This is a genomic window from Myxococcus virescens, from assembly GCF_900101905.1.
Lineage (GTDB): Bacteria > Myxococcota > Myxococcia > Myxococcales > Myxococcaceae > Myxococcus > Myxococcus virescens.
The window spans coordinates 43,790-59,914 of the sequence record NZ_FNAJ01000005.1; the positions used below are offsets into that span (position 1 = coordinate 43,790).

Annotated in this window: 13 protein-coding genes; 5 read left to right on the forward strand and 8 right to left on the reverse strand. The window is 71.2% G+C overall.

Translation table 11 applies throughout. The features are described 5' to 3' along the window. From BLU09_RS16325 to mutL, 5 genes are all read right to left on the reverse strand, one after another. The gene (locus BLU09_RS16325) at positions 1-513 is read right to left on the reverse strand and encodes a hypothetical protein (RefSeq protein WP_186817793.1); all 513 of its coding nucleotides are present in this window, start codon (positions 511-513) and stop codon (positions 1-3) included. 91 nt (positions 514-604) lie between these two features. Further along, a complete protein-coding gene (locus BLU09_RS16330) occupies positions 605-1,591 on the reverse strand; it encodes a tetratricopeptide repeat protein (protein ID WP_090490479.1) in 987 nt (328 codons plus the stop codon). Between the two features lie 117 nt (positions 1,592-1,708). Continuing rightward, the gene (locus tag BLU09_RS16335; RefSeq protein ID WP_244171772.1) at positions 1,709-2,350 is read right to left on the reverse strand and encodes a hypothetical protein; all 642 of its coding nucleotides are present in this window, start codon (positions 2,348-2,350) and stop codon (positions 1,709-1,711) included. Positions 2,351-2,448: 98 nt separating this feature from the next. Continuing rightward, positions 2,449-2,604, reverse strand: coding sequence for a hypothetical protein (locus BLU09_RS38765; RefSeq protein ID WP_163884409.1), 156 nt, complete (start codon positions 2,602-2,604; stop codon positions 2,449-2,451). A gap of 95 nt (positions 2,605-2,699) precedes the next feature. Then, positions 2,700-4,559 carry a DNA mismatch repair endonuclease MutL gene (gene mutL, locus BLU09_RS16340; RefSeq protein ID WP_090490481.1) on the reverse strand — a complete coding sequence of 620 codons (1,860 nt, stop codon included), beginning with the start codon at positions 4,557-4,559 and terminating at the stop codon, positions 2,700-2,702. Positions 4,560-4,661: 102 nt separating this feature from the next. On the opposite strand from mutL, the gene BLU09_RS16345 reads away from it, so the two are divergent. Together BLU09_RS16345 and BLU09_RS16350 are read left to right on the forward strand one after the other, a co-directional pair. Continuing rightward, on the forward strand, positions 4,662-5,624 hold the full coding sequence (locus BLU09_RS16345; protein WP_090490482.1) for an SDR family oxidoreductase: 963 nt from the start codon (positions 4,662-4,664) through the stop codon (positions 5,622-5,624). A 2-nt stretch (positions 5,625-5,626) separates the two neighbouring features. Further along, a complete protein-coding gene (locus BLU09_RS16350) occupies positions 5,627-7,669 on the forward strand; it encodes a 1-acyl-sn-glycerol-3-phosphate acyltransferase (RefSeq protein WP_090490483.1) in 2,043 nt (680 codons plus the stop codon). Positions 7,670-7,708: 39 nt separating this feature from the next. Here the strand turns inward: BLU09_RS16350 and BLU09_RS16355 are convergent, their stop codons facing one another. Both BLU09_RS16355 and BLU09_RS16360 read right to left on the reverse strand, forming a co-directional pair. Continuing rightward, positions 7,709-8,584, reverse strand: a complete 876-nt coding sequence (locus BLU09_RS16355; protein ID WP_090490875.1) for a GGDEF domain-containing protein — start codon at positions 8,582-8,584, stop codon at positions 7,709-7,711. A 92-nt stretch (positions 8,585-8,676) separates the two neighbouring features. Beyond that, a complete protein-coding gene (locus BLU09_RS16360; protein ID WP_244171773.1) occupies positions 8,677-10,980 on the reverse strand; it encodes a carboxypeptidase-like regulatory domain-containing protein in 2,304 nt (767 codons plus the stop codon). A 485-nt stretch (positions 10,981-11,465) separates the two neighbouring features. On the opposite strand from BLU09_RS16360, the gene BLU09_RS16365 reads away from it, so the two are divergent. Then, entirely contained in the window at positions 11,466-11,771 is a 306-nt protein-coding gene (locus BLU09_RS16365; RefSeq protein ID WP_011554040.1) for a DciA family protein, read from the forward strand. Beyond that, on the forward strand, positions 11,768-13,282 hold the full coding sequence (locus BLU09_RS16370) for a CAP domain-containing protein (RefSeq protein WP_090490485.1): 1,515 nt from the start codon (positions 11,768-11,770) through the stop codon (positions 13,280-13,282). The genes BLU09_RS16365 and BLU09_RS16370 overlap by 4 nt, the downstream gene beginning before the upstream one ends. Before the next feature lie 76 nt (positions 13,283-13,358). On the opposite strand, the gene BLU09_RS16375 is transcribed toward BLU09_RS16370, so the two are convergent. After that, positions 13,359-13,592, reverse strand: coding sequence for a hypothetical protein (locus BLU09_RS16375; protein ID WP_002636478.1), 234 nt, complete (start codon positions 13,590-13,592; stop codon positions 13,359-13,361). Between the two features lie 359 nt (positions 13,593-13,951). Here BLU09_RS16375 and BLU09_RS16380 point away from each other — a divergent pair, with 359 nt between their 5' ends. After that, positions 13,952-16,087, forward strand: a complete 2,136-nt coding sequence (locus BLU09_RS16380) for a lytic transglycosylase domain-containing protein (RefSeq protein ID WP_090490486.1) — start codon at positions 13,952-13,954, stop codon at positions 16,085-16,087. Positions 16,088-16,125: the final 38 nt, after the last annotated feature.

Below are 16,125 nucleotides of genomic sequence, written 5' to 3' on the forward strand. Positions count from 1 at the left end.
TCAGGGCAGCCGGCCGGCGCCGGGGTTGCGGCCCGCGGTGTTCAAGGCGTCGTGCAGCGCATCCACCTCGCCGCCCACCTCTCCCGCGTACTGCACCGCGTGGATGGCGTAGAGGTCCTGCACGCGCATCAGGCGGCGGAACACCTCGCGCAGGGGGGCCCGCTCACGCGAGTCGAGCGCGCATTCGGACTCACGCACGCGGAGCTTCTGCAGCCACTCGGTGCGGAAGCGCATCCATTCCTGGTCGACGCTCTTGGCGGGAGACACGTTCACCAGCTTCTCGCGGCCGCTCTCCAGCTCCGTCCACAAGGCGCGCGCGCCATCCAGGCACTCGCGGAACGTGAGCGCCACGGGGGCGGGAGGCAGCTTCTCCGGCGTCATGGCCAAGACAGAGCGGCCGACACTCCAGATGAGCCACAGCGAGAACAGCGTGGTGACGAGGATGTAAATCCCATACGCGGCACCACGAAAGCGGCGGTAGCGGGGATCTTTCCGGGGGTCGGGAGCGGACACGGGGCCCACGTCTTATGACCGTGGACCCCGTGTGGCAACGCTTCCGTGTGGCAACGTTTCCGGTGGGTGGGGTTCCGGACCCCACGGGCGGCTACTGGCCGGGCTGGCTGGTCGCCTGGGCCGGAGCCGCGGGCACCGCGTTCTCCGGGTTCATCAGGCGCTTCACCGCGGCGATGCGGCCCCGGAACTGCGACTGGTACGGGCTGTTGAGGTAGGCGCCAGCCGCGTCACGGGCGACTTCCAGCGCCTTATCGTACTGGCCGACCTCCTGGTAGGAGTGCGCCAGCATCAACATGGCGTAGTCGCGCGTCTTCGACTTGCGGTCCCCGTCCACGAAGCGGGCGAGCAGCGGCACCGCCTTTTCGTGGTTGCGGGTGTTGTTGTAGGCCGTGCCCAGGAAGAAGGACGCGTCCAGCGCCTGGTCCTGCGGCGGGTTCATGGCCAGGAACCGCTCCATGTTGGAGATGACGCTGACCATCTCGTTCTTGCGGAAGGCGATCTTGCCCTGCTCGAACGCGGCGTCGCCCGTCTCCCGGCGCAGCACGGCGGCGCGGTCATTGAGGGCCTGGCGCTCCAGGTTGCTCAACCGCGACGTGTCCAGCTTCACCAGCGCGTCGATGCCCTTGAGGCGCTCGTCACCGGGCAGGCTGGTCATCATCTTGTAGACCTTGTTCGCCTCCTGCTGGACCGACTGGTGCGCCGCGGTGTCCGCGCGCTGCTTCTCCAGTTGGCCGGTGAGGTCGGCGACCGTCTTCTCCAGGCGCTCCTTCTCGTTGGTGGCGCTGGTGCTGCGCGCGCTGGTGATCATCAGCGCGGCGCCCACGCAGATGACCGCGAACAGCACGTAGGCCACCGCGGACGACAGCCACTGGCGCTTCTGGAAATCTTCGTGGCGTTTGCCAACCGCCTTCACCTCCGCATGGAGGTTCTTGAGCAGGTTGTCGCTCTTGATGACGAGGTTGCGTGCCTCGACAATCTCACGGCGCAGATCCGTGAGCTCCTTTTCCACATCCGTTTTCGGCTGGTCTGGCATGGACATCTTCCTAGGCCCGGAAATGAATTCGGCCGATTCACGCATCGTAAGGAGTTCTCCCGGTCATGCGTCGATAATTTCCGCAGCGGAACAGCGCTGCTTAGCCAATGCATTTCCCGGAGAAGGGCAACAGCGCCCGGCTCGCCTGCTTCCCCTGCGGACTTACAGGCTCCCCGGGAGCGGCCGTGATGGCTCTGCTGGAAAGCTGTACGTCACGCCCAGCGAGAGCCAGCTCCCGCCCAGGCTGAACGAGCCGACGCGCGCCGTGGACGGCCCCACCGGACCTCGGAGGAACGCGAGCCGGTAGTCGGCAGTGATGCCCCAACGCGGCGTCAGGCGCAACGTGGCGCCCACGTTGCCCATCCACGTCTGGGTGGTGGTTTCCTGGAGCTCCTCCCCCTTGCGCTCCGACGAGGCGAGCGTGGGCCCCATCAGCAAGCCCGCGAAGGGCACGAGCCCATGGGGGCCCAGCTGCGGAATCACCGTCTGGAAGCGCAGGCCGATGAGCGCCCCGTAGCCCAGCACGTCCACCTGCCGGGCCTGCGGCGGCCCGCCGTCGACGCCCGGCTCGTTGAGGTACAGGCGACTCTGCGTGCCGAACAGGTCGATGCCCACCTCCAGCAGGTCGGAGATGGCGTAGGCGAAGGACGCCACCACCGTGGGCCCGCCCGCCACTTCCCGGGCACGCGGCAGCCCCTGGTTGGCGGGGCGCGAGTACCAGCCGTCGTAGAGCGTCTTGTTGGGGGTGATGCGCCAGCCGCCCTGGATGGTGATGCGGCCCACCCCATCCAGCGAGGTGGACACATCCTCATCACCGTATCCGTCATCCTGAGCGGCGGCGGGAGTGGAAAGCAGCAGTGCGAGCGGAAGGAGGCGACGGAGCATCAATGGCGGCTTTGGCGTCAGGGGCGCTTGGGGCTCAGCGCGATTTCCAGGAAGGTGGTCCGCCGGCGGCGAAGGGATGCGACGAAGCAGCGCACCACGCATCCGGCGCCGAACTCGCGCAGCACCACGCCGAGATTCGCCACCACGTCCCGCAGGGTGATCACACCGTGCATGTGCCCGCTCCTGTGCGCTGCGGAGGTTGGCCTGGGTGCTACAAGGGTGTGGCGCACGGTAACAGGGGGTCCCCCCCCGTCAATTTTCGGGGCACTCAGCGGGCGCGCCGCTCCAGCTCCAGCAAGGGCATCTCCAGCACCACCACCGTGCCGTGGCTGCACGTGGGGTGGAAGTCGGCCCGGTCCAACTCCCCGAGCAGCGCGCGGAACTGCGCGTCGGAGAGCGGCACGGCGCCGGCCTGCTTCGCGGCGTGGCACGCCATCACCCGCACCGCCTCCGCCAGCGACACCGTGTCCAGCGTCGCGCTCTTCGGCGGAAGCGCCCGCGCCAGGGCCTCCAGCAGCGAACGCGCGTCCGCCCCTTCCAGTCCCGGCGGCACCGTCTTCAACGCCACCGTGGTGCCGCCGAACGGCTCCACGTCGAAGCCCAGGCGGGACAGGGCTTCCCTGCCCTCCACCAGGGCCTTGGCCGCCGCGACGGGCAACTCCAGCGTGGTGCCGAAGAGCGTGGGGGCCGGAGGCGGCTTGCCGGACTCCAACGCGCGCAGGTAGCCCGTCAGGCGCGCGCGCTCCAGCGCCGCGTGTGGATCCATCACCACCAGCGTGCCACCCGGTCCCTCGCAGACATGGAAGCGGCCCCCCAGCATGCCCAGGGGCCGCAGCGCGCCGAAGTAGCCCGGCGGCGGTGCCTCGTTGAGCTGGGGCTGCGCCTGACCGAAGGCGGGGGCCTGCCCCACCGCGGCGGCGAAGGGCAGCGCGCCCGGCCGAGCCCCCTGCCCCAGCGGCCCCAGGGACGGCGCCCCTGGACCGGGGCCCGGCGCGTCCATGGCGGTGGGCAGCGGGCCGCCCCACGCGGCTTCCTGGGCGCGGGTGAGGAAGCGCTCCACGGCGTGCGCGTAGTGCGCGGCGTCCATGGGCTGGCCGGCCTGGGGCGCGGCGCCCTCCACGCCCGAGCCCAGCCACGGCGCGGCGCGCAGCATGCGGCTGAGCGCGGCCGTCACCGCCTCCTGGACACCCCGGGCGTCGGCGAAGCGGACCTCCTGCTTCTGCGGGTGCACGTTGACGTCCACCGCGCGCGGGTCCACGTCGATGTGCAGCACCACCACGGGCTGGCGCCCGGCGGCGAGGAAGTCCTGGTACGCGCGCTGGATGGTGCCAATGAGGCCGCGGTCCCGGATGTAGCGGCGGTTGACGAAGGTGTAGAGGCCGCGCGCGTTGTTGAAAGTGAACTCGGGCGAGGCGGCATACCCCGTGACGGCCACGCCCAGCCGGCGCTCCTCCACGGGGAACAGGTGCGGATGCGACGTGGAGCCCAGCGCCGCGGCGATCCGCTCGCGCGGGTCATCCGGGCAGGCCGCGCTGGAGAAGAGCGCGCCGCCCTCGTGCGAGGCGAAGAAGCCCACCTCCGGGTACGCCAGGGCCAGGCGCACCACGGCCTCCTCCGCGTGCTTCAGCTCCGTGTCGCCCCGGCGCAGGAACTTGCGGCGCGCGGGCACGTTGAAGAACAGGTCCTCCACGGTGATGACCGTGCCCGTCCGCGGCGGCGCGTCCTCCACCAGCGGTGGCCCGCCGCCCTCCACTGACACCCGCGTGCCCACCTCGGAGTTCGCGGCCGCGGAGTGAAGTGTGAACCGGGAAACGGATGCGATGGCGGGAATGGCCTCGCCCCGGAACCCCATGGAGTCGATGTGGAACAGGTCGTCCAGCTCGCGCAGCTTGCTGGTGGCGTGGCGCTCCAGGCAGGCCACGGCGTCCGTGCGCCCCATGCCATGCCCATCATCCGACACGATGATGCGGTCCACGCCTCCGCCGTCCAGCTCGACGCGGATCGTGCCGGCACCGGCGTCGATGGCGTTTTCCACCAGCTCCTTCACGACGGAGGCGGGGCGCTCCACGACTTCGCCGGCGGCAATCTTGTTGATGAGGACGTCGCTGAGACGGGCAATCCGGGACATGGCGGCCGGACACCCTCCGCCACCCAGGCGACGTTGTCCAGCAACACAACATGGGTGGCGGCTGACAATCCCAGGCGGCTGGGCTAACACGCGACACCGCGTATGGACGTGTCACGACCAGGCAAGGGACGGCTGCGCATCGCGGTCACGGGCGCGAGCGGCGACTATGGGCGGCTCCTGCTGGCTCGGCTGGACCAGGATCCCGACGTGGAGAGCATCCTCGTGCTCGACGTCGTCCGGCCGGAGGGCGACAAGGTGGAGTTCCACCGCGTGGACCTCACCCGGTACGATGCCGAGGGCGAGCTCACCGACGCGCTCACCGAGCGCCCCGTGGACGCGCTCTATCACCTGGCGTTCCTGTTCGGTCCCATCCGCAACGGCTCCCTGGCGCACGAGTTGGAAGTCATCGGCACGATGAACGTGCTGACGGCTGCGGGCCGCTCACGGCTGCCCCGGCTGGTGGTGCCCTCCCTGACGGCCGTCTACGGCGCGCGCGGGAACAACCCCGCGATGCTGCGCGAGGACTCGGCGCTCCAGGGTTGCCCGCACAGTCGCTTCGTCACCGACAAGGTAGAGGTGGAAGGCCAGGTGCGCGCCTTCCGGGAGCGGCATCCGGACATGCGCGTGCTGGTGCTGCGCTTCGCGCCGGTACTCGGGCCCTCGGTGGACAACCCGGCCACGCGCTTCTTGAAGAATCCCGTGGTGCCCACGCTGATGGGCTTCGATCCGCTCTGGCAGGGGCTGCACGAAGACGACGCCGCGCGTGCCTTGCACCTGGCCCTGCGCGCGGACGCGTCCGGCGAGTTCAACATCGTGGGCCGTGGGGTGATGCCGATCTCCGGCCTCATTCAGCAGGCGGGCGCGCGGCCGCTCCCCCTGCCAGGGCCCTTGTTCCGGGCCGGCCTGCATACGTTGGACGCCGTGGGCGCGGGCACGTTGCCCGTGGCCCTGCTCGACTACATCCATTACTCATGGGTCGCGGATGGCGAGCGCGCCGAGTCCGCACTCGGTTTCATCCCCCTCCACCATGTCAAAGACGCCGCTGCGGCGCTGAAGAGGAGCTAGTCATGGCCAAGGGTGTCCTTGGGAACGATCCCTTCAAGCGCGGCGCCGCGTCGCGCCCCACCGAGTCCTCCACGCCAGGTGGCGAGGAAAAGGCCGCCGCCGCGGAGACGAAGAAGAAGCCGGGGCCTGGCGGGACGGCGTCCGCGAAGGGCGGTGGCAAGGCGCCTGCCGCGAAGTCGCGCAAGCACGAGGGCAAGAAGACGTCCGGGAAGGCCAAGGGAGGCAAGGCGGCCGGAGGCATGAAGGGCGCCGCCGCGGCGGCCCGGCCTCCGCCGCAGGCATCGGGGACGCGTGCCCCCGCGCCTCAGGCCGAAAGGACCGAGGCAGCGGACGCCGCGACTCCGCAGGGCCTCGCACAGCCGACGCATGCCCCTGGGCCCCAAGCCCAGCGGCCCCCCGTGCCTGGGGCAGCGGACGCCGCGCTGTCGCCGCGCGAACCCGCCCCGTCCCAGCAGGCGCGGACGCCGCAGGCCCCCCAGGCTTCTGCCCACGACGCGGACGACGCCGTGCTGCCCCTGCGCGAGCCCGCGGTGTCCACGCCGCTCACGCTGGATTCACAAGCCCCCGGCCCGGTGAACGATGCCGGTGCCCCCACGCCGAAGCAGCGCGACGTGGACCTTGCCTTGGCGGAAGCCCTGGCCGCCGACGTGGCCGAAGCCACCGCCACCGCCGCGGTGGACGCGGCGCTGGGCGCGGAGGCCGGTCCCGACGCCGAGGTCGAGCGGCTCATGGCCACGGAGTTCGCGACCGAGCTGGCCGAAGCCGCGGTGGAGGAAGCACTGGAGCGGGGCGCTCCTGCCCCGTCTCCGGAACAAGAGCAGGAGCTCGCCGCCGCCGTGGCCGCGCAGGTCGCGGACAGCGCCGCACGGGCCGCCATCGACAAGGTGCGCGCCCTCCACGCCACACCGGATGCTCCGGCCGTCACCCGGTGGGAGCGGGAGACGCCGGTCCGCGTCGTGGTGACGGAAGAAGCGGACACGTCCGCGGTGGAGCCGGAAGTAGAGCTTCCGGATGCCACACGCGACGAGCTCCCTCCCAGCCGCAGGGGCCCGCTGTCGCTGGTGCCTCCGCCCGCCACGAACGCGGGTGAGTCGTCCTATCGGGAGTCCTTCTCTCCGGAGGCCGGACGGGGCGAGCCCGACGGCATCCGTCCCCTGGCGGAGCGCGCCGTGGCGGCCCTGTCCCTGGCGCGTGACATCGCCGGGCAGGCCCTGGCGAGCGAGAGTCTGGCCCGGGCGATGCTCGCGATGGGCGGCCTGAAGGACATGCTCCGCGCCGGCCTGGGCACTGGCGGTGGCGCGAACCTGGACGAGTACGGCAAGGACCCATCGCTCGTCGAGCGGCTGGAGCCCGTGCTCGAGTTCCTCTATTCGCAGTACTGGCGCGTGTCCGTGCAGGGCGTGGACCACGTGCCGCCGGGCGCGGCCATCCTGGTGGCCAACCATTCGGGCGCCCTGCCCTACGACGGGCTCGTCATGTCCATGGCCCTCACGCGTGAGCGCCCGGACCTGCGCGAGCCCCGCTGGCTGGTGGAGGACCAGATCTTCCACGCGCCGATGGTGGGCACCCTCTTCAACCGGCTCGGCGCCGTGCGGGCCTGCCCGGAGAACGCGCTGCGGCTCCTGGACGAGCATCGTCCCCTGGTCGTCTTCCCCGAAGGCTACCAGGCCCTCAGCAAGCCCTTCGGTGAGCGCTACCGGCTGAAGCGCTTCGGCCGCGGCGGCTTCGTGAAGCTGGCGCTGCGCACCGGCGCGCCCATCGTCCCGGTGGCCATCGTCGGCGCGGAGGAGACGTCGCCGCTGCTGGGCCGCATCCCCGCCTCCTTCCTGGGACTGCCCTACGTGCCCCTCACGCCGCTGGGCCCCCTGCCCCTGCCGGCCAAGTGGAGCATCCGTTTCGGAGAACCCATTGGCGTCGAGGACCTCGCGCCCGAGGCGGCGGACGACCTGGGCGAGGTCCAGCACCTCACCGAGCGCACCCGTGAGGCCATCCAGAGCATGCTCCAGTCGCTGCTGCGCGAGCGCCGCTCCGTCTTCGCGGGCTGAAGCGGAAGCGCCTGGACAGGCACGGGGTGGGCTGGAGACTCAGCCCACCACGCGGTTGCGGCCGGACGTCTTCGCATCGAAGAGCTTCTCGTCGGCGTCGCGCACCAGCTCCCCCGGCTCGCGGTGGTGCGGCTCCAGCACCGCGAGGCCCACGGACACCGTGACGGGAATCACCTGCCGGTCGAACTCGAAGCGCTGCTTCTCCACCAGCCGGCGCACCTTCTCCGCGAGCTGACGCGTGCCGGACAGCGACACCTCCGGCAGCAGGATGGCGAACTCCTCGCCGCCGTAACGCGCGAACACGTCCTCACGGCGGATCTTCGTGCGCACCGTGGATGCGAGCTGCTTGAGCACCGAGTCCCCCGCCAGGTGCCCGTACTTGTCGTTCACAGCCTTGAAGTGGTCGATGTCCAGCAGCACCAGCGACAGCATCCGCTCGTAGCGGCGGCTCCGCGAAATCTCCCGGTCCAGCTGCTCGTCGAAGTAGCGCCGGTTGTAGATCTGCGTGAGGCCGTCCATCGTGGTCAGCCGGTAGATTTCGTCGTGGTACGCGGCCTCGATGTTGCCGCCGGCGATGTACTTGAAGATGGTGCGGCCAATCTTCACGAGGTCGCCGTTGCGCAGCTCGCGCACCCCCTCCGCCAGCTCGTCGTTGACGAACGTGCCGTTGGTGGAGCCCAGGTCGCGGATGCGCACGCCCTCGCGCGAATTGGTGATGCTCGCGTGGTTGCGGCTGACCGACTCCTGGTCGATCTGGATGTCCGCCTTGGACGAGCGCCCGATGAGCGTCTCCTCGGACGCGAGGTCGAACTTACGCCCCAGGTCCAAGCCGTAGATCACCACCAGCGCCGCGTCGAGGTTGACCGGCCGGTCGGAGATCTTCGAGATGACCGTGACGACCGTCTCCTTCTGCACCATGCCTCCCGGGACGACAACGCTACCACCCGGCAAATCAAGAAAGCGAGCCAGCGCACGAAAACCCAGATGGGTGTTCCCGCACTCGGACCTCAGGGAATGTCGACCTTCCGGGTCGCGCTGACGAGCGGACGCAGGGGGTCACCCTCCAGGTCCACCAGGGTGGCCACCAGCAACACGCCCAGCCCCGAGCACGTCGCCGGGAGCTGCAGCTCCACCTCGCCGCGTCCCGGTGCAATGGGGGCGGAGGCGAACAGCGCCTGGTCGTTGCAACCCGAGCCGCCCCGCATGCTGACGCGCACCTGGCCTTCGCCGCCGGAACCCGTGCCCAGCCGGAAGCCGGAGACGCTCACCCGCACCGCGCTGCCCCGGGCCAGCCGCTGCCCGTCCGCCTCCGGATGGCGCCACGACACCTCCGGCCGCCCCAGGCTCAGCGTGGCGACGGCATCCGTCAGGTCCGCGAGCCGCTCCGCGCCCAGGCCCTCCGGGGCCACCAGGCGGGACGGGCCCTGCCCCACGCGCCGGTCCAGGCCCCGCACGCGCAGCGCCTCCACCTGGAGCTTCGCCCGCGCGTCCTGCAGCAAGCCGTCGAAGGTTCGGTCCTCGAACCCTGGCGGCGGCTGGGGAACGACGACGCCGTCGTCCGCATCGTCCGGGTCCATCAACACCGTCCAGCGGCGGCCGGCGCGGTTGGTGAACTCGGCGCGCACCACGCTGGCCCGCCCGTCCACCTGGGCCTGGAACTCGCGGCCGACGAGCTCGCCGCGAGGGGCCCCGTCGAAGTTGTAGCGAACGGACTCCGGAAGGGAGAGGAAGCTCAGCCCCGCGTCCACGGGCTGCACGCCGTCCGGGTCGAACTCCGGCCTGGGCAGGTTCGCCATGAGCGTGCTGGTCGCCACCGTGCCGTCCTCGGCCTGATGACCTGACGTGGCGGACACCACCAGCCGGTACGGCAGGCCCTCCAGGCCTCGGTGCGTGGGCGCCATGCGCACGGGCACGAGCCCGGGCCTGCCCAGCCGCGCATCCGCGTCCGTGTTCGGATCGGCCGGCGCCACGTTGGCCGCGGCGCCCAGCCCCAGCGGAACCATGCCCCGGCCGGGGACCGCCACGGTGGCCAGCACGTAGGTGCGGTCCAGGTGCGCGCCCCGGTACTGAGGCAGCGGCGGCACCCGCACGGCGAAGGGGAACGACAGCCGGACGCCCGGCGTTTCCCGCTCGAAAGGCAGCGCCTGCGCGTACTCCGCCGCGCGGGTGTCCGGCTCGCCGGTGAGGATGCCGGGCGTGGGCGCCAGGGTGAAGCGGGCGTCACGTGACAGCACCGAGAAGAAGCGCGTCGAGCCGGGCAACAGCTGCCCCAGTTGCAGCAGCGGATCCGTTCCCGGCGCCAGGAGGTTGAGGGGGAGTTCCTTCAGGGGGAGCGCGCCCGTCAGCGCCCAGGCCGTCCGCGTCCCACAGGCGCCCGTGCGAATGGCCAGCTCCGCATCCAGCACACCCGGTAGCGAGCCGTCACACACACCCGCCACGCCCGGGGCCGCGACGTCTGGAGCCGTGCTGCCCGTCAACCACAGTGCGCTGCCCGACGGCAGCGACAGGCGGTCCTGGCCCGTGCCCAAGGGGAGCGCCACCTCGTGCTCCGGGCCCAGGAAGGACTCGGGAGCCAGGTCGGAGGGGAGCCCCGGCACGGACAGCCCCATCAGCCCCACGCGCAGCGACACCGCCGTCGAAAAGGGCTCCGTCAACGTGGGGAATGGGCCCTTCACGCCGCCGAAGCGGTCCAAGGGGTTGCGGCGCAGGGCCATCCGCACGTCGCGGAACTGGCTCGCGTCATGGCGCGCCAGCGTCAGGTAGCCGTAGTCGGAGTGGAAGGCGGAGAGCGCCACCTCACCTTCCGCGGGCACCCAGACGGCTCCGTCGGCGTTCGTCACCATGGCCGCTCCCAGGCCGCCGTCATCGGCGGACACCGCGACGACGGCCAGCGGCACCGGGCGCCCGGTCAGCGCATCCACCACCAGCACGCGCACCCCACCCGGGGCCACGTCGGCGGGCAGCACGGTGACGCGCGCATGGCACGAAACGTTGCCCACTCGGACCGCCAGCGCCGGATGCTCCGATGCGGGCTCGCCCAGCACGACAGAGGCCTGGTGGCCGTCCCCGCCTCCGACCACGGAGGGAGACAACACCTCCCATGCCACGCCGTCACGCAACACCAACGGAGCGCCCGTCGATTCGCGCACCCACACGCGGAAGTCCACCGTCATGCCCGGGGTGCCCACGACGACGTCCGGCGTCACCTCGCACGCGACCGCGCGGGTTTCGGACGGCGGCGCGCCACACGCGCCGTCTCGGCACACCGTGCCTGAGTCACAGTCCGTGTCGGCGGCACAGACAACGGGCACGCACCGGTTCATGTCGCATTGGCAGCCGGCGCCGCCTACCTCGTCACACGCGGCCAGTGCATGAGGGCCCCGCCGCGCCACGCCGCAATCCTCGCGCGTCAGGCAGGCGGGTTCGCACCGCGAGGTGGCCGAGTCACAGAAGAAGAGCGAAGGGTCGGGGCAATCCTGATCGACGGAGCAGTAAGTCCCCTGTGGGAACGGACCCACGGGGCTGTCAGGCCCCATGTCCATGTCGCCGCAGCCGTTCAGGTACAGCAGGACACAGGCCAGGCAAGCCAGCACGAGGGGACGGGGGGGGTGACTCATACGGATGCGGCTCCGGGGGGACCGTCCGCGACCTTACAGGCAGGACGCGCGCTGCGCGACGGTACGCGGCGCCGGCCGCCGCACTTCGCGCCCCATCATAGCCGGTCCGCCCGCCGTGCGCCCCTCCTCCGCACGGGATGGTTGGCTTTATGGGTCAACAGATCGATGATCGCCTCCTGATGGCTCGTAGTGAACCCAAGTCCCTGGAAAGTCTCCTTCCCCGCGTCCTGGCACGGCTGGCGGGAGAGTCGGGAAAGGGCCACGCGCTGGCACCTGTGTGGGAGGCGGTGGTCGGTCCACACCTCGCGCGCCACACCACCCCCCAGGCCCTGCACGGAACCACCCTGGTGGTGGCGGTGACGGGCGCCCAGTGGGCCCAGTCGCTGGAGTCCGAAGCGGCCTCGCTCTGCGAGCAGCTCAACGCGCGGCTCGGCCCGGACACGGTGAAGTCCCTCTCCTTCACGTTCCAGGTGGCGCGCCGATGATGGCCTTGTTGGCGCTCATCACCGTCATGGCTGCCGCACCGCCGGCGTCGGCCGGAATGGAACGCAGCGCCGCTCAGCACGTCAGCCGCGAATTCGAGCGCGTGGGACGGCGCGCCCCGGTGGAAGACCCGAAGTTGACCAACGCCGCGCGGCGGCTGGCACACGAGGCCCTCACCGAATACACCACCGGCGCGCCGGGCCTCTTCACCCTCACCTCCGCCGTGAGTGACGCGGGCGCGGCGGACCCCTCGCCGCGCGCGCTGGTCATCCGGGCGTGGGTGCCACGGCACGCCATCGAGACCTTCCTCGAGCGCGACGACTTCAACAGCGAGCGCGCCTCACACTTCGGCGTGGGAGTGTCCGTCCTCGGCAAGCGCGCGGCGCTCGTCCTGCTGCTGGTGGACCGCAAGGCGGAGCTCCAGGACTTCCCGCGCCTCATCGCCAAGGACGAGCGCTCGACCATGACGCTCTGCGGCACCCTGGTCCCACCCCTGCGGCGGGCAGAGGTGTACGTCACCCAGCCGAACGGCGGGGTGAGCCTCATGCCCGTCCGGAACCGGGGTGCGGGGGGCGGCTTCTGCAGCCGGCTCGCCTTCGCCACGCCGGGTACGTACACCGTGGAGGTGGTGGGACGCGCGGACGGCGGGCCGGAGGTGGCGGCGCTCTTCCTGGTGGACCAGGGTGAGCCCCGCAAGCACGCCGCCAGCGAGGACACCGCCGAGCCCACCACGCTGGAGGACGCCCGCCGGGCCGTCTACGAGCGCATCAACGCCCTCCGCCGCGCCCACGCGTTGCCCGAACTGTCCCCCGACGCAGTGCTGGAACAGGTGGCCCAGGACTACAGCGCGCGCATGTCGAAGGAGGGCTTCTTCGCCCACATCGCCCCGGACGGCTCCACGCTGACGAAGCGCCTGCCGGCGGGCGCACGCTACGTGCGCGCGGGAGAGAACCTGGGCCTGGCACCGGGGCCGCTGGCGGCCCACTTCGGCATCGAGCACAGCCCTGGACACCGGCGCAACGTGCTGGACCCGGGCTTCCGCTTCATGGGCGTGGGCGTGGCGTTCCACACGGTGAACGGGCGCCAGGAGGCCGTCCTCACCGAGGTCTTCACCGTCGCCCCGCCCGCTTCACCGGAGCTGGCGGACCCGCGGCAGGAGGCCTACGACGCCCTGAGCCGGCGGCGCGCGTCCCGCAAGCTCCCGCCCCTGACGCGCAACGCCGCGCTCGAGTCACTGGCACGCGCCCACGCCAAGCGCGCGCTGGAGCTGGACCAGCCCTCGGCCCAGCCGGGTGAAGCCCCGGTGCACGACCGCGTCTTCGAGCTGCTGCCCGACGCGGGAACGGCGTCCGTTGACTTCTTCGTGGTGTCGGACCCCACGGCGATTCCGGAGTCCCGCAGCATGGCTGACGCCACGAACAACCGCGTGGGCGTAGGCGTGGTGCGGGGAGACTCCCGCCGCTTCGGCACGAATCAATACTGGGTGGCCGTCATCTACGCGGCCGTCCCCTGACGTCCCGCACGGAGACGCCGTGCGTGGTGGTGCCCCCGGTGTGTGTGGCCAGGGGCGTCAACGCCATGAACCCCGTTCAGACAGGCCGGCGCTGCGTGGCGTAGGCCTCGAGCCCCATCTGCGGCGGCGCCACCTGCTGATACATCGGACACTTCATGCAGGTGAACGACTGCCAACCTCGCCGGACGGCTTCATCCAGGCAGTTGTCATACTGATGACAGTTGAGGTTGCGGTGGGTCTCGACGCCGGCTCGCTTCGGCCCGGCTTCGGGGTTGATGGTTTGTGGCAGATCGGCTGGACACGGCTTCATGAAGCCCTCCCTCTGAACTGTTTCCCCCCCGAGCGCTGTGAACGAGCAGTGCTACCTGACGACAACGACTGGACCCGCCATCCAACGACGGACCGGAGTGGCGCTGAGCGGCGGCGCAAGGTAGTGATTCACTCCGGGTGACGCAATGGGTCGGCAGTTCCTACCCAAGTGCACGTAATCGCCAGGACGCTTTCAGCGAATGACATCGGGTGCTGAACAGTCTGGACTGACCCGACGCCGCGCGGATCTAGGACTTGTCGCGCCCGCTGTCAAACCACCCTCCCTGCGGGGCAAGGGGAATGATCGGTGTGTGCGTCTCGTTGGCAGGCCGCAAAGCCGCGTCGTGAAAGGAAGACCACATGAGTTGGAGTGGGTGGGTTGCGGGGGTGGTTGCGGGGATGTCGCTGGGACAGTCCCCCACGGCGCTGGAGGCCGTCCGCCTCCACAAGCCGGATGCGGCCGCCCTGGCGCGCGCGGAGCTGACGGCCTGCGCCGCGAAGAAGTGCGACGACGTGGGGCGGCTGGCGCTGCTCGCGGGGACGCTCGCCCTCTCTGACGGTCAGGCCGCCGAGGCAAGGGAGCTGCTGGCCGCCTGGCCCGCCCCTCCACTGCTGGCGCCGTACCACGCCTTCTACCTGGGACAGGCCCGCTTCTACGCCGGGGACGCCGCGGGCGCGGCCGAGGACTTCGCGCGAGTGCTGGAATCCAAGGCACCCGCGGAACTCGCGGCCCGTGCCCGAGCGCGGCTGGGGGAGTCACTGCTCAAGGCAGGCAAGCCCCAGGACGCGGCCCAGGTGCTGGAGGCGGCCGCGAAGGCGTCGCCCACCGTGGAGCTGCTCTATCAGCGTGCCCTGGCGCGAGGCGGCTCCGGCAACCGCGCCGGGCAGCGCGCCGACATGCTGACGGTGGCGCTGCGCTTCCCCACCCACCCCTACGGCGACGAGGCCATGGCGTGGCTGACGGAGGGCAGCACGCCCCCGGTGAAGCTGGGCTACACCGAGCGCACCACCCGCGCGGACCGCTTCCTGGACGCAGGCGCGACGCAGCGCGGGCTCGACGAGCTGGCGACGCTGGACAAGGTGAAGCTCGACAAGGCGCAGGCGGCCCGCGTGGCGCTGCTGCGCGCGAAGGCCTGGTTCGCGCTGGGGCGCACGGAGGATGCGGAGAAGGCGCTCGCACTGGCGCGCAAGGGCCCCGCCGCCGTCGCCGCTCAGGCGGACCTGCTGGTGGCTCGGCGCGCGCTCAAGTCCGACGACAACGCCAAGGCCCGAACGCTGATGGCGGCCCTGGACAAGAAGTACCCCTCGCAGCCGGCGGGTGATGAAGGCGCCTTCTTCGCGGGCTGGTTGGATTTGCAGGCCGGGCGCTTCGCGGACGCGGTGCAGGCCTTCACGGCGTTCGAAACGCGTTATCCGCGCTCACGCCGGCGCGACGAGGGCATGTGGTTCCGCGCGCTGGCCCACCTGCGTCAGGAGGAGTACGCGAAGGCTCGCGCCGCGTTGGACGCGTTCCTGACCGCCTACCCCAAGAGCAACATGGGGCCGCAGGCGCGCTACTGGATGGCGCGCAGCCGCGAGCTGGACGGCGCGAAGGCAGACACGCTGGGCCCCGCGTACGAGGCCGTCATCACCTCGGCGCCCGCGTCCTTCTACGCGCTGATGGCCAACGAGCGGCTCAAGGCGCTGAGCCTGAAGACGCCCGCGCACTTCCCACAGCCTCCGCAGGTGCTGAAGCTGCCCCGCCCGCCCGAGCTGGAGCTGGCGGTGGAGCTGACCCGCGCGGGCTTGTTCCGTGACGCGGCGGTGGAGGTGGAAGCCCATGCGGCGCGGCTGCGCTCGGCGGACCAGGCCCTGCCCTTCGCGCACGCGCTGCTGGAACTGGGCGAGTACGGCCACGCCCACGCGGTGGCCGCGCGCCACCTGTGGGGACGGGCCTTCGGCGCGCGCGCTCCGGAGGCCCTGGCGCCCTTCTATCCTCGCGCCTTCGCCACCGCGGTGGAGGGCGCGGCGACGCAGCACCGGGTGGACCCCTACCTGGTGTGGGCCATCATGCGGCGGGAGAGTGCCTTCCGGCCGGAGGTGATGAGCTTCGCCGATGCGCGAGGGCTGATGCAGATCATCCCCAAGACGGCGAACGCCATCGCGGAGAAGCTGAAGGAGCCCGTCCCCGCGCCCGCGGACCTCTTCTCCCCCGAGCGGAACATCCGCTATGGCGCCTGGTATCTGTCCCGGCTGATGGAGCGCTTTGGACACCCGGTGCTCGCGGCGGCCGCGTACAACGCGGGCCCAGGCTCGGCGGCGAAGTGGGTCCAGGAGCGGAGCTCGCTGCCACTGGACCTCTTCGTGGAGACCATCCCCTTCAAGGAGACGCGCGGCTACGTGAAGCAGGTGGTGGCGGACCTGTTCCTCTACCACTCCTTCTACGGCGACGGCACGGGGGCGCTGAAGCTGCCGCTGCAGGTGCCCGCGCCGTCGAAGGAAGGTGTCAGCTTCTAGGCCCCGCTGGGGGCGCCAGGCCCGCGAGACGACGCGCG